The organism is Acidovorax sp. GW458-11-26-14-TSB4, assembly GCF_059423865.1.
The window spans coordinates 133,620-157,420 of record NZ_JBWKYR010000013.1 but is presented as its reverse complement, the minus strand read 5'-3'; the positions used below and the strand labels follow the sequence as shown (position 1 = coordinate 157,420).

General features: G+C 68.4%; 17 protein-coding genes. 10 read left to right on the top strand and 7 right to left on the bottom strand.

What is annotated here, in order from left to right:
- Window positions 1-6,298: DUF4347 domain-containing protein (locus AC07X5_RS23315; RefSeq protein WP_494772035.1), on the bottom strand; the 6,298-nt coding region annotated here is incomplete at its 3' end.
- A gap of 565 nt (window positions 6,299-6,863) precedes the next feature.
- Here AC07X5_RS23315 and AC07X5_RS23310 point away from each other — a divergent pair.
- From AC07X5_RS23310 to AC07X5_RS23270, 9 genes are all read left to right on the top strand, one after another.
- Complete coding sequence (locus tag AC07X5_RS23310; RefSeq protein WP_494772034.1) at window positions 6,864-9,149, top strand: portal protein; 2,286 nt, start codon at window positions 6,864-6,866, stop codon at window positions 9,147-9,149.
- A 16-nt stretch (window positions 9,150-9,165) separates the two neighbouring features.
- A complete protein-coding gene (locus AC07X5_RS23305) occupies window positions 9,166-9,402 on the top strand; it encodes a hypothetical protein (RefSeq protein WP_409960453.1) in 237 nt (78 codons plus the stop codon).
- Window positions 9,403-9,404: 2 nt separating this feature from the next.
- Window positions 9,405-10,814, top strand: a complete 1,410-nt coding sequence (locus tag AC07X5_RS23300) for a hypothetical protein (protein WP_494772033.1) — start codon at window positions 9,405-9,407, stop codon at window positions 10,812-10,814.
- Between the two features lies 1 nt (window position 10,815).
- Window positions 10,816-11,262, top strand: a complete 447-nt coding sequence (locus AC07X5_RS23295; protein ID WP_409960451.1) for a GNAT family N-acetyltransferase — start codon at window positions 10,816-10,818, stop codon at window positions 11,260-11,262.
- Window positions 11,263-11,265: 3 nt separating this feature from the next.
- The gene (locus AC07X5_RS23290) at window positions 11,266-12,153 is read left to right on the top strand and encodes a hypothetical protein (RefSeq protein ID WP_494772032.1); all 888 of its coding nucleotides are present in this window, start codon (window positions 11,266-11,268) and stop codon (window positions 12,151-12,153) included.
- Window positions 12,154-12,163: 10 nt separating this feature from the next.
- The gene (locus AC07X5_RS23285; protein ID WP_409960449.1) at window positions 12,164-12,697 is read left to right on the top strand and encodes a hypothetical protein; all 534 of its coding nucleotides are present in this window, start codon (window positions 12,164-12,166) and stop codon (window positions 12,695-12,697) included.
- On the top strand, window positions 12,694-13,533 hold the full coding sequence (locus AC07X5_RS23280) for a hypothetical protein (RefSeq protein ID WP_409960448.1): 840 nt from the start codon (window positions 12,694-12,696) through the stop codon (window positions 13,531-13,533). The genes AC07X5_RS23285 and AC07X5_RS23280 overlap by 4 nt, the downstream gene beginning before the upstream one ends.
- Window positions 13,534-13,876: 343 nt before the next feature.
- The gene (locus tag AC07X5_RS23275; RefSeq protein WP_494772031.1) at window positions 13,877-14,848 is read left to right on the top strand and encodes a hypothetical protein; all 972 of its coding nucleotides are present in this window, start codon (window positions 13,877-13,879) and stop codon (window positions 14,846-14,848) included.
- A 32-nt stretch (window positions 14,849-14,880) separates the two neighbouring features.
- Window positions 14,881-15,966 (top strand): hypothetical protein, encoded by a 1,086-nt coding sequence (locus AC07X5_RS23270; RefSeq protein ID WP_494772030.1) that lies wholly within the window; start codon window positions 14,881-14,883, stop codon window positions 15,964-15,966.
- Window positions 15,967-16,333: 367 nt separating this feature from the next.
- Here the strand turns inward: AC07X5_RS23270 and AC07X5_RS23265 are convergent, their stop codons facing one another.
- From AC07X5_RS23265 to AC07X5_RS23255, 3 genes are all read right to left on the bottom strand, one after another.
- Entirely contained in the window at window positions 16,334-16,636 is a 303-nt protein-coding gene (locus AC07X5_RS23265) for a hypothetical protein (RefSeq protein ID WP_494772029.1), read from the bottom strand.
- A gap of 447 nt (window positions 16,637-17,083) precedes the next feature.
- Window positions 17,084-18,646, bottom strand: a complete 1,563-nt coding sequence (locus tag AC07X5_RS23260) for a M12 family metallo-peptidase (protein WP_494772028.1) — start codon at window positions 18,644-18,646, stop codon at window positions 17,084-17,086.
- A 217-nt stretch (window positions 18,647-18,863) separates the two neighbouring features.
- Window positions 18,864-19,619: a hypothetical protein gene (locus AC07X5_RS23255; RefSeq protein WP_494772027.1), complete on the bottom strand. Its 756-nt coding sequence runs from the start codon at window positions 19,617-19,619 to the stop codon at window positions 18,864-18,866.
- A 215-nt stretch (window positions 19,620-19,834) separates the two neighbouring features.
- Between AC07X5_RS23255 and AC07X5_RS23250 the strand changes: the two genes are divergently transcribed.
- The gene (locus tag AC07X5_RS23250; RefSeq protein WP_494772026.1) at window positions 19,835-20,236 is read left to right on the top strand and encodes a hypothetical protein; all 402 of its coding nucleotides are present in this window, start codon (window positions 19,835-19,837) and stop codon (window positions 20,234-20,236) included.
- 39 nt (window positions 20,237-20,275) lie between these two features.
- Here the strand turns inward: AC07X5_RS23250 and AC07X5_RS23245 are convergent, their stop codons facing one another.
- The 3 genes from AC07X5_RS23245 to AC07X5_RS23235 form a co-directional block, all read right to left on the bottom strand.
- A complete protein-coding gene (locus AC07X5_RS23245) occupies window positions 20,276-21,079 on the bottom strand; it encodes a hypothetical protein (RefSeq protein ID WP_494772025.1) in 804 nt (267 codons plus the stop codon).
- 193 nt (window positions 21,080-21,272) lie between these two features.
- The gene (locus AC07X5_RS23240) at window positions 21,273-22,064 is read right to left on the bottom strand and encodes a hypothetical protein (protein WP_494772024.1); all 792 of its coding nucleotides are present in this window, start codon (window positions 22,062-22,064) and stop codon (window positions 21,273-21,275) included.
- A gap of 252 nt (window positions 22,065-22,316) precedes the next feature.
- Window positions 22,317-23,549, bottom strand: a complete 1,233-nt coding sequence (locus AC07X5_RS23235) for an NAD(P)/FAD-dependent oxidoreductase (protein ID WP_494772023.1) — start codon at window positions 23,547-23,549, stop codon at window positions 22,317-22,319.
- Window positions 23,550-23,801: the final 252 nt, after the last annotated feature.

Here is a 23,801-nt window from a genome sequence, read left to right as displayed (position 1 = left end):
CGGCAATGCGCTCGATGCGGAAGCCGAGTTCGGCCAGGGCGGCCGAGCCGGCGGTGGTGGTGGTCAGGCCCTCGGCCGAGAGGCCCACGCCCGTGGGCACGCTCACCGAGACGATGGGGGTACCGCTGGGCGAGGTGACCAGGGGGATGTCGGCCAGCGGGGTGGGTGTGCCGGGCACGTCCGGGCGGGTGGGCAGCACCACCGGGATGGTGACGACGGTGGAGCCGCCGGGGCCTGGCTCGGTGATGACGGGCACCCCGTCCACCGTGCCAGTGCTCGGAGGCGTGCCGCCACCGTCCGAAGGAAAGCCACCCACCGTGACCGCATTGCCCGCCAGGTCGGCAATCACCACGCCCGCATCGGCCCCGGTGTTCCAGTCCTCGGCAAAGGCGATGTTGTAGACGGTGCTGTCGCTGGAGCTGGTGCCCTCCTTGTCCAGCAGCAGGTTCACGGCGGTCTTGTCGGTGGCGCCCAGCGTGAGCGTGAACGAGGTGGCGCTGGTGATCTCGACATCGGTGGTGCTGGCCAGCAGATGGGTACCGCCGGCCTTGCCGGTGAAAGTCAGCTTGTTGGCTGCGATGTCGTTGAGTGCGCCGCTCTTGCCCAGCAGCCCGGTGCCCGTGACCACCAGCACACCGGTGCCCACGTTGTAGGTGGCGCTGGTGACTGTGGGCACGGCCACGCTGGAGACCGTGACGGCATTGGTGGCGTCCATGATCGCCAGGGCGGCATCGGCCCCGGCGGCCCAGTCCTCGTCCGCCGCCAGGTTGTAGGTGGTGCCGCTGGTGGAACTGGTGCCATTCTTGTTGGTCAGCTGGGCCACGGCCGCCCGGTCGGCGGCACTCAGGGACAGCGTGAACGACGTGGCGCTGGTGATCTCCGCGTTGGCGGTGGAGGCCGTCAGCACATGGGTGGCGCCGCCCTCTCCGGTCAAGCTGAACTTGGTGGCCAGGATATCGTTGGCTGCGCCGGCCCGGCCCGAGAACCCGGTGCCCGTGACCACCAGGGCGCCAGTGGCCGCATCGTAGGTGGCGCTGGTGATGGCGGGGGCCGGCACATTGGAGACCGTGATGGCCGAGACCGCATCGGCAATGCTGGCACCCGTGACCGCGCTGTTCCAGTCATCGGCGGCGGCCAGGTTGTAGGTGGTGCCGCCGGTGGAGGTGGCGCCGTTCTTGTTGAACAGGGCCTCCACCGCAGCAATGTCGGCACCCGAGAGGGTGACCGCGAAGCTGGAGTCGGAGGTGACTTCCACATTGCCCGTGGTGGACAGGGCACGGGAGCCGCCCTCGCCGGTGATGGAGAGCTTGTTGACGGTGATGTCGTTGGTGGCACCCAGGGTCCCCACCAGGCCGGTGCCGGTGACGGTCAGGATGTGGGTGGTGGCGTCGTAGGTGGCGCTGGTGATGGTGGGGGCCACCACATTGGAGACCGTGACGCCGTTGCCGGTGGTGTCGGCGCCGCTGGCGCGGGTGGTGTTCCAGCTGGCGCCTGCCGCCAGGTTGAACACCGTGGTGTCCGCAGCGGAGGTTCCGTTGTTGTTCAGGATGCCGTTGATGGCCAGCTTGTCTGCGGCGTTCAGTGTGACCGAGAACTCCGAGGCACTGGTGGCGGTGACATTGGACGTGGTCAGCCCATAGGAGCCGCCGCCCTGGCCCGCAACCGACAGCTTGCTGACATCGATGCCATCGCCAGCGACGATGTTCAGCGCGGCGACGGTGAGCACGCCGGTGCTGGCGTTGTAGCTGGCCGACTGGATGCCGGGGGCGGCATTGGACACGGAGATGGCGTTGCCCGTGAGGTCGGCAATGCTGGCGCCGGTGATGGCGCTGTTCCAGTCGTCGGCGGCGGCGATGTTGTAGGTGGTGTTGCCGGCCGAGCTGGTGCCATTCTTGTTGAGCAGGGCGTTGACGGCCGCGATGTCGGCGCCGGCAAGGGTGAGGGTGAAGCTGGTGGCCGAGGTGACCTCCACATCGGCCGTGGTGGACAGGGCGTAGGAACCGCCCTCGCCGGTGATGGTGAGCTTGTTGACGGTGATGTCGTTGGTGGCACCCACGGTCTTGACCAGGCCGGAGCCGGTGACCACCAGGGTGCCCGTGGCGCCGTCGTAGGTGGCGTTGGTGATGGTGGGGGCTGCTACAGCGGAGACCGTGACGCCGTTGCCGGTGGTGTCGGCGCCGCTGGCGCGGGTGGTGTTCCAGCTGGCGGCGGCGGCCAGATTGAAGACCGTGGTGTCCGCAGCGGCGGTGCCGTTGTTGTTCAGGATGCCGTTGACGGCCAGCTTGTCGGCGGCGCCGAGCGTGACCGTGAAGGCGGTGGCGCTGGTGGCTGTGACGTTGGCGGTGTCTGCGGTCAGTGCGAAGCTGCCGCCCTGGCCGGTGAGGGTTAGCTTGGTGACGTCGATGGCGTCGTTCGTGGCGATGTTGAGCGCGGCGACGGTGAGCACGCCGGTGCTGGCGTTGTAGCTGGCCGACTGGATGCCGGGGGCGGCATTGGACACGGTGATGGCGTTGCCCGTGAGGTCGGCAATGCTGGCGCCGGTGATGGCGCTGTTCCAGTCGTCGGCGGCGGCGATGTTGTAGGTGGTGTTGCCGGCCGAGCTGGTGCCGTTCTTGTTGAGCAGGGCGTTGACGGCCGCGATGTCTGCACCGGCGAGGGTGAGGGTGAAGCTGGTGGCCGAGGTGACCTCCACATCGGCCGTGGTGGACAGGGCGTAGGAACCGCCCTCGCCGGTGATGGTGAGCTTGTTGACGGTGATGTCGTTGGTGGCACCCACGGTCTTGACCAGGCCGGTGCCGGTGACCACCAGGGTGCCCGTGGCGCCGTCGTAGGTGGCGCTGGTGATGGTGGGGGCCACCACGTTGGAGACCGTGATGCCGTTGCCGGTGGTGTCCGCTGGCGCGTTGACCGTGGAGTTCCAGCCCGTGGCCCCGGCCAGGTTGAAGACCGTGGCGTTTGCGGCGGCGGTGCCGTTGTTGTTCAGGATGCCATTGACGGCCAGCTTGTCGGCGGCGCCGAGCGTGAGCGTGAAGGCGGTGGCGCTCGTGGCGGTGGTGTTGGAGGTGTCTGCGGTCAGTGCGAAGCTGCCGCCTTGGCCGGTGAGGGTCAGCTTGGTGGCGTCGATGGCATCGCCCGTGAGCATGCCGGTGGCCGTCACCAACAGGGTGCCGGTGGCGGCATCGTAGGTGGCCGAAGTGAGGGTGGGCGAGACCACATTGGAGACGGTGATGCCATTGCCCGTGAGGTCGGCGACGACGACTGCGGCATCGGCGCCGGCAGCCCAGTCTTCGTTGGCGGCCAGGTTGTAGGTGGTGCCGCCCGAGGACTGCGTGCCGTTGGCGTTGACCAGGGTGCGCAGGCCGGCCTGGTCGGTGCCGGAGAGCACGACGGTGAACTGGGTGTCAGAGGTGATCTCCACGCTGGACGTGGTCAGCGGGTAGGGTGCGCCGCCCTGGCCTGTGATGGTCAGCTTGCTGACGTCGACGTCATTGGTGGCGCCATTGAGCTTGAGGAAACCCGTGCCCGTGACCACCAGGGTTCCGTTGCTGGCGTCGTAGGTGGCGTTGGTGATGGTGGGCACGGCCACGTTGGAGACCGTGATGCCATTGCCGGTGAGATCGGCCACCACGACAGCCGTATCGGCCCCTGCGGCCCAGTCCTCGGCGGCGCCCAGGTTGTAGGTGGTGGCGCCGGTGGAGCTGGAGCCGTTCTTGTTGGCAATCTGGTTGATGGCCGCTCTGTCGGTGGCGTTGAGCGTGACCGAGAACGTGGTGCCATTGGTGATCTCCACGCTGGTGGAGGTCAGCACGTGGCTGGAACTGCCTTCGCCCAGGAAGCTGAGCTTGCTGACGTCGATGTCGTTGGTGGCGCCGTTGAGCCTGAGGAAGCCCGTGCCTGTTACCGTCAATACCCCGGTGGCCGCGTTGTAGGTGGCGCTGGTGAGGGTGGGCACGGCCACGTTGGAGACCGTGATGCCATTGCCCGTGAGATCGGCCACCACGACAGCCGTATCGGCCCCCGCAGCCCAGTCCTCTGCCGCAGCCAGGTTGTAGGTGGTGGCGCCGGTGGATGTGGTGCCGTTCTTGTTGGCGATCTGGTTGACGGCGGCAAGGTCTGCGCCATTGAGCGTGACCGTGAACGATGTGCCGCTGGTGATCTCCACGCTGCTGGTGGTCAGTGGGCGGGTGGCCCCGCCTTCGCCCATGAAGGTGAGCTTGCTGACGTCGATGTCGTTGGTGGCGCCATCGAGCTTGAGGAAGCCTGTGCCCGTGACCAGCAGGACACCGGTGGCTGCGTTGTAGGTGGCGCTGGTGATGGTGGGCACGGCCACGTTGCTCACCGTCACGGCATTGCTTGCATCGGCCGTGTTGCCCGCAGTGACGTTGGCATCCCAGTCATCGGCAGCGACCAGGTTGAAGGTGGTGCCGCCTGTGGAGGCCGTGCCGTTCTTGTTGAGGATCAGGTTGACTGCCGCCTGGTCGGTGGCGTTGAGCGTGACGCTGAACGTGGTGGCGCTGCTGGCGGTCACGTTGCCGCTGGTAAGGATGTGGGCAGTGCTGCCCTCGCCGATGAGCGTGAGCTTGTTGACGGCGATGGTGTCGCCGGCGGTCATGTTGGTGCCGGTGACCGAAAGGGCGCCGGTGGCCGCGTCGTAGGTGGCGCTGGTGAGGGTGGGCGGGGGAACGTAGGCGGTGTCGGTCGTGCCCGTGCCGCCGAGGTGCGTGACGGCCGTGGGTACCGTGCCCGTGCTGCCGGCGCCGTCTTCCAGCCCGCCGCTGCCGCTGACGCCGACGTTGTTCGACATGAGCCCGAAATTGGCGGTGGTGATCTTGAAGGTGCCAAGGTTGTAGACACCGCCGACACCAAGGCCCCCGGCGCCGCCACTTTCGTCGTTGCTTCCAGTGCCGCTGCCGCCGCCGCCGCCGCCGCCCGCGCCCACGTTGTTGGTGATGGCCGAGGTGCCGATGACGGCAATGGTGCCAGTGGCGGCGTTGTAAATGCCGCCTACGCCCATGCCGCCGGCTTTGCCGGTGGCATCCCAGCCGGAGCCGCCGCCGCCGCCACTGACCTTGAGCGTACCGCTGGTGGCTGTGGCACCGGCGCCGCCGGTGGAATAGTTGAACGAGCCGATGCCACCGGCCCCCCCCGCGGTCGCTCCGCCCTTGCCGCCCATGGTGACGCCGTCATGGCCACCTCCCATGCCGCCTGCGCCGCTGACTCCGGCGGACCCTGCGTAGTTGCCGGTACCAGGCCCTGCATCACCTCCGCGGCCTCCAACCCCTTGGCTTGCACCATTGATGAGTGGGCCGCCGCCGCCGCCACCACCACCAACATAGACGTTTGTCACACCTGCACCGCCGCCACCTCCACCAGCGCCGTTGGCCGTCACACTGGTGTTGTTGATGGTCAGCGTACCTGCGTTAGAGATGCCTGCGCCGAGGGCATTGCCGCCATCGGTGCTAAGTGTGCCGCCATTCCCACCGACACCCGAAAGCGATCCATGCGTGATCACCAGGCCATCCAGCGTCACAGTCGAGCCCGTGGTAATGCTCAGCACACGGCTGGTGTAGTTGGCATCGATGGTGACGTCTGCAGTGCCGTTGTTGTCCAGGTCGCCGTCTATGATCAGGTTCTTGTTGATGACAAGCTCGCCGCTGGCCAGCGTGACGGTCGACACGGCGCTGAAGGTAATGGTGTCGCCGGCGGTGGCGGATGCGATGGCCTGGCGCAGGGAGCCCGCGCCGCTGTCGGCACCTGTGGTGACGGTGACGGTTGCCAGTGCGTGCTCGTAGCTGGCCGCAGCGTCTGCGGTGACGCCGGATACCGCTTCGACATGCCCGTTGGTGATTTCCAACTCCCAATCCCCGCCCGCGCCCGTGCGGTCGTCGCTGGCTGCCACGTCGGCCCCGGTGAGGGCCGCCAGGCTGCTGACGAACTGCGCGCCAACCTCGCCCTGGGCCAGGTTGCAGGCATACACCAGCAGGTCGCCATCGGCCGTGATGCCGCGCCCGATGGCGGCCAGCGCATCACCGTGCCCGGCCAGGTTGCCGGAATCGAGGAAGGTGGTGCCCAGCCACAGCTGCCCTTCGCTGCCGTGGGCCAGCACATGCACGGCGCCCACGTCGCCGCGCTCGCCCAGCGCCGCCGCCATCTGCGCCAGGCCGTCCTTGCCCGCATCCAGGTAGACCACCTGCGCGCCGGGCGGAAAGCCCTTGAGCAGGGTATCGGCGTCCTTGACGCGGCTGTCGACAAAGATGATTTCGCGGGCGGCCGCATCGTTGGTCTGGAGGGTGGTCATGGTGCTGCTTCAGTGAAATGGGTGAATGGGCTGCTCGCCAGGCCCCGCATGCACACCTGCGTGGTATGGCGCGCCGTGGCCTGGGCTGTGGCGCCGGTGATCGCGAGGTTGCCGGCCGAATGCATGGGCGCAAGGGTGCGCCAAGTGCAGATAGGCCGGCGGTCTGTCAACACAGGGTGAACGCAAGCGCGAAGGGCGCCTGGCAAGCTGTTTGGCAACGCGGTTCGCGCCAGGTATCAAGGTTCGTTGCTTCGGTTGCGTTCATCCAGGGCAGGCGCTATGCCAGAAAGTCCCCCGGTCTGGGGTGGTGGTTGAAAGTAAGTGAAAGATCCGCAAGGGTCAACAAAAACTCTGCACGGCGTTCGTCGGTAACCGAATGATTCACGCGGGCGTGCCAGCAAAGGGCGTGCGCCTCGCTGCCCTGGGCGCGCGATGGGGTGGCAACATGGCGAAGATGTGACTAACGCGGGCAAGGCGGTTGCTGCCGGCGAAGAGGGGTCGGGCCGCCTGCCTGCATATATGCCGCGCGTTGTCCGCCAACGGGTGCCCCGCAACACTGCGGTGCATGCGCAATCCACCGCTTTCTTTCCCGCCGCAGGCCCTGGCCGAGGGCCTGCCTGCCCTGGATGCCGATGGCATCACCGCCCTGGTCGCCACGGGGGCCATGGGCACCGACGAGGCGCTGGCCTTGCTGGCTGATGCGGCAGAGGCCGACGCCGCGCAGCAACGCCGCGAGGCCGAGGCCCGCGCCGTGCGCGTGGGCGCGCTGGGGCGGCGGCTGCTGACCCTGGCGCAGGAGCAGGTGCAGCAGCGCCAGGTGACCGAGGAGCGCTGGTACAAGGATGTGCGCCAGTTCAACGGACAGTACGACCCTGGCATGTTCGGCGACGAAAACGAGTACGGCAGCCGCGTGTTCGTGCCGCTCACGCGCCGGCTGTGCGGGTTGGTGGAGGCGCGGCTGTTCGACATGCTGTTCCCCAGCGAGGAGCGCAGCTATGTGATCGAGCCCACGCCCGTGCCCGACCTGGACGAGGCCCTGGACCTGGCCGGGCAGCTGCCGCCTGCCACGCCCATGCAGTCGCCCGAGGGGCCGATGCTGACGGCCGGCGGCATCAAGCAGGCCATCGGCCAGTTGGTGGGCGAGGCGGCCAAGCGCTGCGACGCGATGCAGCGCGAGATCGACGACCAACTGGCCGAGTGCAGCTACCCGCGCCATGCGCGCGATGTGATCCACGATGCGGTGCTGTACGGCACGGGCGTCATCAAGGGGCCGGTGCCCATGTTCCGCACCACCAAGCGCTGGGAGCGGCAGGGCGATGGCGCGTATGTGATGAGCCTGGCACGCAAGCCGCTGCCGCAGGCGGGGCGCGTGGACATCTGGAACTTTTTTCCCGACATGAGCAGCACGCACATCCGCGAGGCGGAGTTCGTGTTCGAGCGCCACTACCTCACGCGCCAGGAGGCGGCCGACCTGCAGGACATGCCCGACGTGGACGCCGATGCGCTGCGCCGCATGCTGGGCGCCGAGCCTGGCACGCCCTCCAGCAACCACCGCGAGCGGCTGCGCGCCATCAGCGGCGCCAGTGGCGCCAAGGACCGGCGCTACGAGGTGTGGGAGTACCACGGCCCGATCAGCGCGCAGGACCTGATCGACTGCGGCTGCGCGGTGGATGAAGACCCGCTCAGGACCTACACCGGCGTGGTCTGGTTCGGCAGCCAGGGCGAGGTGCTCAAGGCGGCGCTGAACCCGCTGGACAGCAACGAGCACCCCTACAGCGTGTTCACCTGGCAGATGGACGAGGCCAGCATCTTCGGCTTTGGCATGCCGTACGAGGTGCGCGACAACCAGGAGAGCGCCAACAGCGCCTTTCGCGCCATGCACGACAACATGGGCCTGTGCGTGCTGCCCCAGGTGGTGGTGGACGACCAGGCCATCGAGCCGGTGGACGGCTCCTGGCGCATGGCGCCGGGCAAGTTCTGGCGCAACAAGCGCCCGGGCTCGGACGCGCGCCAGGGCATCCAGTTCATTGCCATCGATGCGAGGCTGCAGGAGCTGCAGGCCATCTTCGGCATGAGCAAGCAGCTCATCGAAGAGGTGGGCACGCTGCCAGCCTTTTTGCAGGGCACCGAGGCGCCCAACTACATGCAGAGCGCCACGGGCGCCAGCATTGCCTACAACGCGGCCAACCTGTGGGTGCGCCGCGCGGTGCGCAACTGGGACGACGACATCGTCACGCCGCTCATCACGCGCTTTTTCGACTGGAACATGCAGTACAGCGAGAAGGCCGAGATCAAGGGCGACAGCCGCGTGCGCGCGCTGGGCATTGCCGCGCTGGTGGAGCTGGAGGGCCAGGCGCAGCGGCTGCAGGCCTTCATGCAGACGGCGCAGGCCATGGGCCTGCCGCCGAGCAACCAGATGCGGCTGATGCGCGAGTTTGCGCGCGCCTTCAAGCTCGACCCCGACCGCGTGCTGCCCACCGAGCAGGAGATCGCCCGCATGCAGCAGGCCGAGGCGCAGCAGCCCCCGGGCAAGGCGGACCCGCAGGCCGAGCGTGTGGCCCAGCAGCGCGAGCAGGCCGCGATGGAGGGCGAGCTGGAAAAGGCCCGCCTGCAGATGCGGCGTGAGGAAAGCCTGGCCCAACGCGAGCTGGCGCAGCAGCGCATGGCACTGGATGCCGCACGCAGCGCTGCGCGCGAGCGCACCGGCCAGGCCGAGGCCACGCAACGCCAGGCTTTCGAGGCGCACAAGACCCGCGCCGTGCTGGCCGACCGCCAGGCCGACCGCGACAACCGGGCGCAGATGCTCAACGCCGAGATGCAGTTCGCCGCCATGAACGGGAGGGGGATATGACCAGAGGGAATTTCACATGAGCTGGATGGAACAGATCAACCCCGCCACGGCCGTGTGGCGCGGCGTGCAGGCCTACGCGGCCGAGCGCATCGCGGAGCTGACGGCGGTGTGCACCACGGCGCGCTCCACCGATGCCGAGATCCGCGCCGCGCAGGCCGCCATCCAGGAGCTTGGGGCCCTGCTGGCGCTGCCCGCGCGCATCACCCTGCAGGCGCAGCAGCGCGGCACCACCGATCGCAGCAAAGGATATTGACCATGGCGGGATATACGCAAGACCAGATCACCACGGCCTACAACAACGCCAAGGCCAGCGGCATGAACGACGCCGACATCTTCGACTCCGGCGCCAAGAACTTTGGCGTGACGCAGGAGCAGTTCAACCTGGCCCGCCAGGCCTGGGGCAGCACGCCCGATGGGGGTTCCTACAGCTCGGCTTCCACACCGGCCGCTGCGCCCGCACCCGCCGTGGCTGCTGCAACCCCGGTGTCCTCGGGATGGGAGGGTGGGCGCGACCTGACCGCCGACGAGATCGGCAAGGCGCGCCAGTGGTCCGTGGGCAAGACCAGCCAGGAGGCAGCGCAGCAGGCCACGGGCATGAATCTCACGCAAAAGCAGTTCGGCCAGATCTACGGCTGGTCGGCCGAGGATTCGGCGATGGGCGGCTACGGCACCCAGGGCGGGCTGGAGAAGCCGTATTACGACTACACCTACGACGCCCAGAAGGGCTGGACCAAGGACACGAAGAAGCCGCCCACCACGGGCATCAACCTGTCGCAGCTGCAGGGCATGACGCGCTGGGACGTGGCGCCCAACGAGACAGTGCGCAGCCAGCTGCAGCAGATCATTGCCGACGACAGCCCGCTGATGCAGCAGGCGCGTGCGCGCGCCATGCAGACGGCCAATACGCGGGGGTTGCTCAACAGCAGCATGGCGGCCACGGCCGGCGAGTCGGCGCTGTACGACGCGGCCATGCCCATCGCCACCCAGGACGCGGCCACCTACGCCCGGGCGGGCGAGTTCAACGCCGGCCAGGCCAACACCTTCGCGCGCGACAACAACCAGTTCGTGCGCGATGCCTACATGGCCGACTTCAACGTGCAGGCCAACGAGTGGGCGGCGCAGCAGCAGTTCGACCGCGACTACAGGATGCTGGACCGCCAGCAGCAGCTGACGCTGGAGCGCGACGCGATCCAGAACGGCTACCAGTCGGCCCGCGACCAGTTCACGGCCCAGCAGCAGGCCCTGCGCGACGACAAGGACATTGCGGCACGCCTGCAACTGGGCCAGATGGACCTGAGCGGCAGGCTGGCCAGCGTCCAGCCCGACACCAGCGTGCTGCGCACGCAGATGCAGGTGGATGCCGACGACCGCAGGGCCCAGCAGCAGATGAACGCGGATGACCGGGCCTCGCTGAACAACCTGCGCGCCGAGTACGCCAACAAGGTGTTCCAGGTCAACACGGCGGATCTGTCGCCCGAGAAGGCGGACCGCGCCATCGCCGACCTGGCCGCGACCTACAACCCGCAGCTCACGGCGCTGTCGAACCGCCTGGGCTACAACCCGGACAGCTGGATCATCAAGACGGAGCCGAAGGCCGCTCCAGCGCCTGCACCCAACCCCGTTGGAGTCTATGACAGCAACGTAGGTGCCGGGAACGGGGTGTGACATGACCATCATCCGCCGCGCCACGCGCGAAGACCTTCCCGCCCTGACTGCGCTGGCCCTGCGCGAGCACGCCGCCAGCCAGTTCGCCAGCCAGCCGGTGGAACTCGCGCATGTGCAGGCGTCCTTTCTCGGCGTCATCCACGGCCTGGCCGGTGCGGTTTTCGTGAGCGAGCAGGGCGGCACGGTGCGCGGCCTCATCGCCGGCATCGTGCAGCCCGGGCTGTTCAACCGCCACCAGACCGCCTATGAGCTGCTGTGGTACGCCGAGAACGGCTCCGGCCTGCGCCTGCTGGCCGCCCTGCAGGACTGGGCACGGCGCATGCGCGCCGTGCAACTGGTGGTGCACGACTACGCCGGCATCGCCGATCCGGCACGTTTCAACAAGGTCATGGCCCGCCGCGGCTTTGGCGTCATGGGCACGGCCTACGTGTCCGCACTGGAGAGCTGATCCATGGCCATCATTGTTCCCATCCTCGTTTCCTACGGCGCCACTGCCTTGGGTGTTGCCGCGACCACCGCCACGATGATGGCCACGGCGGCATCGGTGGTCTTCCAGGTAACGGGCGTCAACGACAAGATCAACAAGGCCGCGTCCAAGGTGTTCGGAGAGGACCTGGTGATGATTGCCAACGTGGCCGGGGCCGTCTACGGGGCCGTGAACGGAGGGTTCGATTTCGGCAGCGGGGCAGAGGGAGCCGCTGGCCTGACGGAGGCGGGCGGCACACTGAGCGCGAAAGCCATGCTCGATGGCACGGATTCCTTCGGGCTCAATTCGATGAAGGACGCATTCCCGCTCGCGGACGGCGTGGGCACGGCGAGCCTGGCTACTGGCGACTTCTCGGGCACGACGGACGCGTTTGGCAACAGCACGCTCACGCCGGGTGACACGACCTCCATCGAGATGAGCGCCGCGCGGACGCCTACCCCCTTCGCACCCGAAGTCAGCAAGGGTGTTGACCTGCTGGGCGACGGTGGCGCGCTGGGGAAAGATGCGAAAGCCCTTGCAGCGCCACCAGCCACAAACACGTCGCAGGGCGGTGCCGTAGGCCCGCAGGCTGCGGCTGCCGACGCCGCGAAGCCCAACGCTTCTGCCGCCCAGAACTCCATGTCGAAGCCAGGTGCGTCCGCTACCAATGCTTCTGGGCTGCAGGCCGCCGCCAAGCCGCAAGCCAACAGCTTTTTCGACAGGCTGCTTTCCAACGACAAAGCCGTCGGCGAGCTGATCAAGGGCGTAGGCGTCGGTATCAGCGGCGCGGCCAATGCCAAGGCCGAAAAGGACAAGCTTGCCTGGCAAAAGCAGCGCTATGGCTTCACCCCAACCACGCGCATCGTGCAATGAAGGACCCCCGATGAACCTCCATGAAATGGCCATGCAGGGCCCGGCCGGGCAAGGCGCCAGCGCCGCCGCCCCGGGCGGCAAGACCCCCGCCAGCGCTGAGCAACAGGCGCAGTTCGACATGATCCTCGGCCGCGCGCGCCAGTTGCTGGGCGAGTCGGCCCGGGAATGGCGCGCGGCGATGGACATCGACCCGGCGGGGGCGGCGGTGCGTTTCGGCACGGCGACCCTGCGCTTTCTTGCGATGGAGTCGGAAAAGGCCGGCCAGCCTGTGGACCCTGCCGTGCTGCTGCATGCCGGTGTGCAGTTCGTGAAAGACGTGGCCGGCCTGGCCAACGACGCTGGCCTGGTACCCGACGACCAGCTGGAGCCCTTTTTGCAGCGGGTGATGCAGGAGTCCATCGCCGAGTACATGCGCTTGGACGCCGATGCGGGCCTGATGCCGCCGACGCGGGGCGCAGCGCCGCGACGGCCCCCCCCGCCCGGCACAGGCCCGCAAACGGCCCACGGCGCGCACGTGGCCTTGCCGCAGGGAGGTGTGCAATGAGCTTCTTCGCCAATCTCCTGGGTGGCACGCTGCAGGGCGTGGGCGCCGGCATGTCGGCCGTGGCCACCGACGAAGACAAGGTGCAGGCGCAGCGCGCGCTGCTGCATGAAAAGCAGCAGGAGCGCATGGCCGACCGGCAATGGCAGCAGGAGCAGATGAGCACGCGCCTGGCCGGCAGCCGGGGCTTCAACCTGATGGAGGAGGCCGCCCGCGCCCAGACGCCGGGGCAGCGGCAGGACCTCATCAACCGCGTGCGCGCCGTCGATGAAGACGCTGGCCTGCGCCTGGCCGATGTGGGCTTTGGCATGCCGGTGATGAACGCCGTGGCACGGACGGCCGGGGACTTTGCACGCTACGACCGTACCGGCGACATGGGCGCCGCGCCGCCCACCACCACGCTGGAGCGCGCCGCCTACGACCGCGAGAAGGGCGCGCAGGCCCTGCAGCGGCTGTACACGCTGTTCCTGGACCCGGGCAAGCTGGAGGCGCATGCGCGCGGCGAGCGGCAGTTTGGATTGAACGACCTGGCCGAAGCCAGCGCCGTGGCGGTGGAGCAGGGCGGTGGCTCGGCCCTTGACGTGGCCGCGGCCTTCCAGCGCGGCAGTGCCCCGCAGCCCGAGCGCCCAGGTGTGCGCCCTGGGGCAGAGTCTGCTCTGCAGCCCATGGGCTCCGTCCCCAATGGTGGGCTTGGCCCCGGCTCGCTGGCAGGCACCGGCGCCAAGCTGACTCGGCCGCTCTCGTCCGCGCCGCGCGACGGCGCGGTCGTGCGCGACGCCAATGGCCAGCAGTACGTGGTGCGCAATGGCCGGCCTGAACTCCAGGCAAAGGGGCGGTGATGGACTGGTCCCAGTTTGAGCTGGTGGATGCGCCGGGCGTTTCCGATGCGGAGGTTGATTGGCCTCAGTTCGAACTGGTGGCGCTGGGGCCGGGCGATGGCGTGCAGGCGACTTCGCTGGTAGATGCGGCGCCGGCCGTGCGTGCACAGGATGGCCGCAGGACCCATGCTCCAAAGCAAGCGTCCATTGTGTCGGATGCTGCAGACCAGGCCTACAGCCTGGCGAGAGGGGCCGCCGTGGCGGTGATGCCTGGATGCGGCCGGCCATTGAAGCCTCCAACCGGCCGCGCCCAGAGTGGCAGAGCGTGCTGGAGGGGCGTGATGTGGCCGGCGGTGCAACTGGCATGGACCTGGCCGAGGCCGAGAGGCTCTCCCGCCGCGACTATGCCGAAGCCGCGGAGCAGCGCCAGCGCATAGCCAATTCGCCAGAGATGCGTGCATCAACGCCTCAGAGCAGGGTGCAAGCCTATGCCGAAGCCAACCCCATCAAGGCTGCTTTCAAACAGGGCGCGGCAGGTTCGCTGGCCGGGACCTTGAATGTCCCGTCGGCGGCGGCGGGGCTGTTCACCGAGGGGGTCAACAAGCTCCTGGTTGATGGCGGCGGTTCCCCCGTTTTTGGTCGCGTGCCGAACATGCCCCTGGTGGACGAACTGCGCCAGATGAGCCAGGACTACGCCTCCACCTTGTCGCGCCAAAGCCCGGCGCAGGCCTGGGAGAACGGCGAGTTCGGCCGCTGGATGGCGGTCCAACTCGCAGGCAACTCCTTGCCCGCTGCGCAGTTTCTTGCGTCCATGATGGTGCCCGGCGCACAGGCCAGCCTGTCGGCACCCATGGCGGCCAGCGCGGCGGGATCGGCCTACGCAGAGGGCGATAGCGCCGCAGCCGCTGCGCTCAAGGGCGGTCTGGCGTTCGCTACCGAGAAGCTGCCACTGCCTGCGGGGAACACGATCAAGGACATGGTGCTCCGCATCCCGCCGCCGGTGCGCGCCCAGGTGCTGGCTGATGCAGGCAAGCGCCTTTTGGCCACCGGCTCCGAGATCAGCACGAAAGCGGTGATCGGAGCCATCCAGGAGTCGGCCGACACCATCGGCGGCAACGCTGTCGACATCTACGCGTCGGGCAAGGACAAGGGCTTGCTTGACGACGTGGACCGCAGTGCACTGGTTGGGGCCGGCTCTAGCGTCGTGCCGGGCGGTCCCAAAGGACCCCGGGTGCAGGCCACGCCCCATCGCAGAGACCCAAGCACCCCAGAGGGGTCAACCCGCAGCAAAGCCCGTCCGATGCCCACAACGCCATACCAGACAACTCGGCGGTAACTGCAGAGCGTGGCAGTGGGTATGCAGACGACTTGCTTCAGTCCCTGGTGCAAGGCCAGCCGGTGACGCCGGTCGTGCCGCAGGCGATGGACTCTGTTTCCATGGAACGGGGCGCGCAGGTCTTGCCGGGCAGCCACATGGATGCGCTGGCAACAGCCGTTGCTCCTGGCGGCGAGGTTGGGGCCAGCGCGCATCAGGCTGCTGCTGAAGCGGTTGACACACAGCAGGCAACACCGGGCTCGCATGGACCTGGCCCCCAAGGCGCTTCCGCGCCTGATTCGACTGCCGATGCTGCGGCGGAAACATCTGTTGGTGCAATGTACCTGACCGACAAAGGCACGCTGAGCGTGGAGGGAGACCCCCGGCAATTGGACAAGCGGCTGCGCGCTGCCGGGGTAGACCAGGTTTGGATGTGGCCCGACAGCGTATGGGTAGCACCCGAGCAGGCTGCACGGGCACGGCAGGTGCTGGCATCGCCACAGCCTGGCACTGCGGTGGATGCAGTGAGGCAGCCACCACAAGTGCAGATGAAGATGCGCCGGGGCGGCATGCTCGACGTGGAGGGAGACCCCCAAGCTGTGCGCCAGTGGCTTGAGGTTGCCGGCATCCCCACAGGCGCGCTGATGGATGGTCCGGGGAAGGTTGCGGTGACGGCTGGGAGTGTCGAGCGGGCGAAGCAGGCGTTGGCTGGCGCGGGAGCTTTGCCGGTTGCCTTGGTCCGTTCCCCAGCGGTTCAAGACATGCCTTCATCGCACTCCCAATTGCAGAACGCCGGGGTGGATGTCGGCCCTGTTACGGAAAGGGAGTTTTCAAGCCCAGCCCGCGGGGCACGTCGGTGCTGGTGGTTGCTGCTGCGCTCGAGGCCGGTGCCGGCACCATCCCCCAGCAGGCATCAGCGACAGCACCACAAATCACAGGGACCCAAGACTTCCAAGGCACTCCAGTTCTGGATTCGACTGCAGATGCTGCCGCGGCGGGTGCTCGTCGGTGCGATGCACCTGACCGACAAAGGCACGCTGAGCGTGGATGGAGACCACCCTTGGCAATTGGACAAGCGACTGCGCGATGCCGGGCCAGGGCCGGCTCACATTCGTTTCGCGAGCTCGAAACCAGTGTGAGCAGCCCTGAACCTGGTGTGGATGTGGCCCGAAAGCGTATGGGTGGCACCCGAGCAGGCAGCACGGGCCCAGGAGCTGCTGGCGCAGCCGCAGGCTGGCGCTGCAGCCGATGCGGTGAGGCAGTCGCCACCACCGGTGCAGTGGAAGACGCGCGAGGGCGGCATGCTCGACGTGGAGGGCGACACCCAGGCGGTGCGCCAGTGGCTGGAAGGCGCGGGCATCCCCACAGGCGCGCTGATGGACGGGCCGGGGAAGGTTGTGGTGACGGCCGGGAGTGTCGAGCTGGACGTGGGCTTTTCTCGATCAGGCCGTACCGGGTGCGTGCGGCGGCAGGCTGAGGCAGGGCCCCGCGCGGGCCATGGGCCTCTTACGCCGCCAGGGGGCGCGCGGCAGGCCGGTCGACCTGCGACATGCGCAGGGCACTGGACACGGTGATGTCCAGGCGGTGGGCCCAATCGTCGAGGTCGTGCCGTTGGGCGGTGTCGTGGCGCTCGTTCCAGCTGAGTTCGGCCACCAGGCGGTCGGGCAGATCGAGCACGGTGCGGAAGGCGCGGTCGTTGGCCATGAGTGCCCAGTTGAGCAGCACGGCCTGGGCGTCGGTGGAGGCGGATACGCTGGGCGGAAACCTGCAGACGCCGGCGCGGGTGAATTCGAAGAGAGCGGTAATCACGATTCAGATGCCACCGTCACCGGATTGGCCAGGTGTTGTGCCCCAGGGGCCGTGGTACCCGCAGGGCGTGGTTTGCGCCCCGGGGCTTGGCGCGCACAGGGCGAGCATGTCTGCCCTTGGCAAAAAATGCTTGCCTTGGGGCATCGGAAGTGATTGGAGCGCAAATCGCTCGCGGGCGGTATCCCCCAAAAAGGGGGGCGGCCGATGGTGCTGGGCGGGGGCGATGCGGGGCGCCGTGACCCGCCGGGCGCCCAGCGGTGCCGCCCTCAACCGTCTAGCGCCGTTGAGTCGTCTTGCTGTGTTGGAGCGCTGTCTGCGGCTTGCCGCTCGAGAGAGGGGCTGAGGGCCGCGGCTCCAAGCCTGCCTGCGCAGGCTTGGACGTGCCCGAAGAGCCACCGCCTCTGGCGGTGGCACCGAGGCGCGAAGCGCCTGCGGGGGTGTTTCACTTCAGATATAGGCCAGACCGGTTTCGCTCAGCCCCACCAGGTTGATCTTGCTGGCAGTGAGGTCGGAGCTGGCCACGGCCCAGGCCATTGATGCGCCGGTGTAGCTGCCCGATTTGAGCAGGCCCGCCAGGCTCTGTACGGTGGCGGCGTCGGCCGCGGTGCCGAACAGGTTGGCGTACAGCAGGGCCACCACCTGCTCGGGCGTGGCCGAGGCGCCTGCCACGGCGGCCAGGCCCAGCTCGGCCAGTTGCTGGGGCGTGGCACCCGATTCGTCCACCACGCGGATCACGGCGCCCACCAGTTCGCGGTTCTTCAGCGCGTCGGGGCCGACCAGGGTGCTGATGAGGCGCGCCGCGGTGCCGGCGGCGCCGTTCAGGTCCAGCGCCACGGAGTGGTCGGAAAAGCGCACACGTTCGATCTGCTGCAGGGAGTCCAGGCCGTCGTGGCCGGCACCCTTGTCGTTGAGCTGCCAGCCGCCACCGGGCAGTGGCTGCAGTGTGTAGCCACCGCGCAGGCCGTGGGTCACCAGCGTGTCCACACCGGCTGCGCCGGTGAAGGTTTCGTTGGCGGGCTTGCTGTTGAACAGGTCGGCGTCGGCGGTGCCCGTGGTGCCGGTGGGCAGGTTGGGGTTGCTGGGCGTAGGGACCGGCTTGGGCGGCGTGGGCGCAGGGACTGGTGTGGGCGCGGGAGCAGGGCCCGGCTTGGGATCCGGGGTAGGCGCAGGCGCGGGCGTGGGGGTGGGGGTGGGGGTGGGGGTGGGGGTGGGGGTGGGCGCTGGTGCAGGGGCTGGTCCGGGCGCTGGCGTGGGTGCTGGAGCGGGGGCTGGTGCCGGCGCGGGTGCCGGGGCTGTATCGAAGGTCAGCGTCGGGCCCTTGGTGGAGTTGAAGCCATAGGTGCCGCCCAGGCCATCGCGGCCGTAGAGCCAGTCGAGCGCCAGCAGGTCATACGCCTGGAAGGTGGTCTTGTTGGGGCCGGCATGCGTGTACGACATGACGGTGTTGTTGGTGTTGTCCTGCCCCGCAGGCAGGGGGCGCGAGGAGTCGAAGGGGTGCGACAGGCCCAGCGCATGCCCCACTTCGTGCAGCAGCACTTCGTAGCCGGCGCCGCCGGCCGTGGGCCGGTTGTTGATGCCGGCGTGCTCCACGTTGTCCAGGTAGACCACGGCCTCGATGTTCAGCGAGTTCACGGTCTGGTTGGGGCCGGAGTAGCTGTAGCCGTAGCCCGACGATGCCAGGCCTGCGGTGGAGGGGCCCTGCAGGTTGGTGGCGGCGAAGTGCAGGTCGGCCTGGGCCGAGGTGGCCACCTCGGAGAAGACGATGCCGGTGACGGCCGAGGCGTGCTGCAGGATCTGCAGGGTGGATTGCTTTTGGTCGGCGTTGAAGGCTGTGACCGCGCTGCCGGTCTTCTTGGTCGCCTCGCTGCCGGCGCTGGCGTCGAAGGTGTAGTAGATCACCTTGCGGCCGTCGGGCCAGAAGTTCCAGATGGGCGTGCCACCCAGCAGGGCATCGGCCTGTGGGTTGCCGGAAAAGCGCATGTTCTGCAGGTCGGAGACGGTAACGGCCATGTCGTGCGGGATGGGTTGGCGTGGATTCGGGCGGAAAAAACGCCCGGCACAGGGCCGAGCGACCGGCGAATCTATCACCGGGGTGCCGCGCTCACTGTGGCGCGAAACCAAATGTCACGACATGGCGCCGCGCGCCGACAGGCGGTCGCCGGGCGGCGCTGGGCGGTGGCCTCACGGGCCTTGCCGCAGGCCTGCAACGCCGAAGGGAAGGGCGTTTTCAGCGCCTTGTGCACACGAAGATGTGAGAGGTGCTGAAGTCGCTGGCCTGGTAGGCCAGTGCCAGCGGGTAGCGTGCGCCCACGGCGGTGTCCAGCGACACCAGGTACAACGGGAAGCCGCGGTTGGCATAGAGGCGGTCGCCGCTGCTGCCCAGGCCGTCGAACGGCAGGCTGACGCTGGGCACCGGGATGGCGGGGATGCGCGATGTGTCCACCACCGCCTGGGCGGTGGTGATGGTGGCGGTGGCGTTGTAGCTGGCGCCCGTGCCGCTGGAGCACAGGTAGGCGCCGCTGAAGGCCGCGTAGGGGTCCACCACGGGAGGAATGGGGTACTCCGCCAGGGTGGCCACCTGGCGGTAGCGGCCGGCGGCCAGCATCTCGAAGAAATCGGTGCCGTAGCCCACGAAGACGGCCCCGCCCAACTGGGCGCGGGTGTTCCAGTTGCTGACGGCGATGGTCTCTGTCGGCTGGCGCATGGTGCGGTACTCGGGGATCTCGCCGCCCATGTAGGGCACGAAGCCGCGTGTCTCGGACAGCAGGTAGAACTGGTTGTTGTGCAGCACCACAAAGTACAGCTTGCCCTGGCCCAGGAACTGCGCCTCGGGGTTGACGCTGACGGCGAAGTTCAGGGCCTGCGTGGTGCCGCTGATAGTGGTGGCCACCGTGGTGATCTGGGCAAAGGCGGGCGTGGCGCCCAGGCCCAGTGCCAGGGCGGCGCTGGCGATGAGGTTGCGCAAGGTGGTACGGATGGGCATGGCAGGGTCCGGTTGCAGCAGCACTTTCATGCAACGCGGCTGCGTTGCCGGTGGTTTACGTAAGGTAAGGCGGGCATCTACGGTGCATTTTGCACCCTGCCTGGGTTGCAGGGCCTGCGGTAGGCGCATACTTCAGGTGCGCGCTGGCCATGATGGATGGTGCCTGCGCGCCGTTGCGTTGACATTGCCATTCCTCAGCCCAGCCGATTGCCACCATGCCCTCAACGACCCCCACACCCACCCGCCTGCCCACCCCGTTCGAGTCGCTCGCGGGGATTGCCAAGTTTCTGGGCGCACAGGAAATGAGCCCGGCCTTCCATGCGCGGCATGCGCAAGCCATCGATGGGGCCTGCGCCTTTTTGCAGGAGCTGGTGCGTGAGCACCCGTCGTTGGACATGGCGTTCAACGCGGCGCTGCCGCTGCCGGTGGTCGATGGCGGCAAACTGGTGCTGCAGGCGCTGTCGTCCATCCAGTTCGCCGAGCGCAAGCTGCACTGGTTTGACGGCCAGATGGACACCACGCTGCGCGCCCTGGCGCCTGTGGTGCGCGACCCGGCACTGCCCACCTGGATGGCGGAGTGCCGCTGGGCGGTAGATGGGGCGGCGGTGAATGTGTAGGAGCCTGGGCAGGCTCCAGATGCAGCGCTCGGCGCGGTGTTAGCGCCGCAGGCAGCTATAGGCCACTTCGGCGCTGTACATGCTCGATTGGTAGACGAGCGACATGCCGTAGGGCAGGGTCCGCGTCAGGTCGAGCACCACCACCCGCACCGGATAGCTCAGGTTGTTGTAGATCATCAGGCCCGGCTCCTGGACCAGCGTGCTGACGGGCACGTTGAAGGTGTAGTCGGGGATGCCCGTCAGCCACGTGGTGTCGACCACTGCCCGGCTGGCCGTGAATGTGGCCGTCACGGAGGCTGAGCGCCCGGAGCGGTCATAGCACATGTAGCTGCCGTTGTGCACTGCGTAGGGACTGGACGGGGCCGGTGCGGGCGTGGGCGCCGGAGCGGGAGCTGGTGTCGGCGCGGGCGCGGGCGCCGCCGGCAGCGTGGCCACCAGCTTGAACCTGCCATTGTTGAGCATGTCCATCACGTCGGAGCCGTAGCCCACGAAGATCGACGCGCCGGCCTGCGCCGTGGTGTTCCAGCCCTGCACGGTGATGGTCTCGTTGGCCTGGGTGATGGTGCGGTACTCCACTGGCTCGCCGCCGGTGTAGGCAAGGAAGCCGCGCGTTTCGGACAGCACATAGATCTGCGAGCCGTGCAGCATCACGAAGTACAGCTTGCCGCGGCCCACGTACTGCGCGTCGGGCGTGATGCGGGTCACCAGGGTGTAGGCGCGGGCCGAGCCGCTGGCGGTGGCCGATGCCGTGATGTCGGCCCACACAGGGCTGGCGGCGCCCAGGCTGGCGACGACGAGGGCGGTGGCGGCGGAGATTTTCTTGAATGGGCTGGCGAACTTCATGGCGGTAGGAATCGAGGTGGTGGGGCCGGCGCTGCCGGCCATCCGGTTCGCGGATCAACGGCTGCCGCGGCCTGCAAGCGTGGGTGTGGTGCGGCCCTGGCCTGCGTGTCGCTGGCACGGCCCCAGTCTGCGCGGCGGTTGTGCGTCACTCGTCCATGCCGTCGGCCGCGCCAGTTGCCTGCCCTGATGGCGCTCAGCGCCGGGAGCAGATGAAAACGCGCGGGGTGCTGGAGCCATTGCTCGCGTAGCCCAGGGCCAGCGGGTAGCGGGCTCCAGCGGTCGTGTCCACCGACACCAGGCGCAGCGGGAATGCGTTGTTGGTATAGATGCGGTCGCCAGTGGTGCCAATGTTGCTGTAGGGCACGTTGAAGGTGTAGTCCGGAATGGTGAGGATCCTGGACGTATCCACCACCGCCTGGGTGGCCGTGATGGTGGCGGAAACCGTGTAGCTGGACCCCGTTTCGCTGATGCACAGGTAGTTGCCGCTGTAGGCCGCATAGGGGTTGGTCACAACGGGGGGCGTTGGCGTTGGCGTGGGCGTGGGTGTCGGCGCGGGCGCCTGGGGCAGGGTGGCCACCTGCTTGAACCTGCCGTTGTTGATCATGTCCATCACATCGGTGCCAAAGCCCACGAAGATGGCGGCGCCGGCCTGGGCGGTGGTGTTCCAGCCCTGCACGGTGATGGTCTCGGTGGCCTGGGTGATGCCGCGGTAGGCCTCGGGCTCGCCGCCGGTGTAAGGGATGAAGCCGCGCGTTTCCGACAGCACGTAGATCTGCGATCCGTGCAGCATCACGAAGTACAGCTTGCCGCGGCCCAGGTACTGCGCGTCGGGCGTGATTCGGGCGACCAGGGTGTAGGCGCTGGCCGAGCCGCTGGTGGTGGCCGATGCGGTGATGTCGGCCCACGCGGAACTGGCGGCGCCCAGGCTGGCGACGACGAGGGCGGTGGCGGCGGCAATTTTCTTGAGCGTGCAGGTAAGGCGCATGGCGGTGATGGATCGAAGTTGAGCCGGCGTGGGATTCTTGGGGTTGTGGTGGCCGGCAGAGGATGACAAGAAAAACGCGCACGAAGCGCATGTGTCCACATGGACACACTTGTATCCATTGGTTTCTTGATTTCAAAACAATGGAGCGATCACCACAATCGCCAATATGGGTGATGCCAGCAGGGTTCACCGCCGAACGCGCTGCAGGGCGCGGTGAGGGGCGGGACCGCGCCGCGTGCGCGGACTGCGCTGTTACAAAAACCGCTGCGCCAAATAAGGCGCTGGGTCCACGAACGGCTTCTCACCGCTGACCAACTCGGACACCAGCCGACCGGTGACGGGGCCCAGGGTGAAACCCTGGTGCGCGTGGCCGAAGTTGAACCACAGGCCCGCGTGGCGCGGCGCCGGGCCCAGCACGGGCAGCATGTCGGCGGTGCAGGGGCGCGCGCCCAGCCAGGGCGTGGCCTCCACAGGCTCGCCCAGGGGCAGCAGCTCGCGCGTGGACTGCTCGGCGCGGCGCAGCTGCACGGGTGTGGCGGGCGCGTCCTGCAGCGCGAACTCGGCGCCCGTGGTCAGGCGCAGGCCGCGCGCCATGGGGGCCAGCATCACGCCGCGCTCGATGTCCAGCGCGGGCATGGCCAGGCTGGGGCCGCCGGCAAAGTGGCGGTGGTAGCCGCGCTTGCTGAACAGCGGCAGGCGGTAGCCCAGGCGCGTGGTGAGTTCGCCGGCCCAGGGGCCCAGGGCGATGACGGCGTGCTGCGCGCTGATGCTGCCGGAGTCCGCCTGCACGGCCCAGCCGCTGCCCTCCTGGCGCAGCGTGAGCGCATCGCCCGTGGCCAGGTGGCCGCCGCGCTGCACGAACAGCCGCGCATAGCGCGCCACCAGCTCGCCAGGGTCGCGCACGGTCCACGGGTCCTGCCAGTGCACGGCGCCGGCCAGCGGTATCCGCAGCACGGGCTGGGCGGCGGCCAGGGCGGCGCTGTCCAGCACCTTGCAGGCCAGGCCGTGCGCGGCTGCGGTGGTGCGCGCCAGCGTGGCCGCCGCATCGAACACCGGGGCGGTGCGGTACAGCTGCATCCAGCCTTGCCGGTGCACCAGGTCGGCGGCGCCGGCCGCCTCGATCCAGCCGCCATGCTCGGTCAGGCAGTGGGCGATCAGGCGGCTGTAGGCCTGGGCGATGGGCGCGTAGCGCGCAGGCGCCGAGGCGGCCCAGTAGCCCAGCAGCTGCGGCGCCAGGCGCAGCAGGGCGCCCCAGTGGTAGTGGGCGTCGTTGCTCAGCCCGGTGGCAATGCGTGCCAGCGTGGCGATGTTGCGCGGAAAGGCATAGGGCTGCACGGCCTCGCGCTGGATGATGCCGGCATTGCCGTACGAGGTCTCCTGGCCCGGGGCCTTGCGGTCGACCAGGGTGACGGCATGGCCGCGCTGCTGCAAGGCGAGGGCGGTGCTGACGCCGACCATGCCGGCGCCGAGAACAAGGGTTTGCATGGGGTGGTGATTATTGATGGCGGCGGTGCAGTGGATGGCCTCGATTGTGCCGTCCGCCGCCGGGAAAACCCGTGCCCGCACGCGCCATTTGGAGAAGAGTCGATTGCCATTTCGGCAATCAATGCGCGCAGCGGTGCGCATGGGCGGAGGCGCGAGGCCTGCGCGGGGTCCGCGCAGCACAGGCGGCTCGCGTAAGACCTGTCCTACAAAAGTTGGCGGCAAGAGCAGTTACCGTTGTTCCACGGGCCCGCC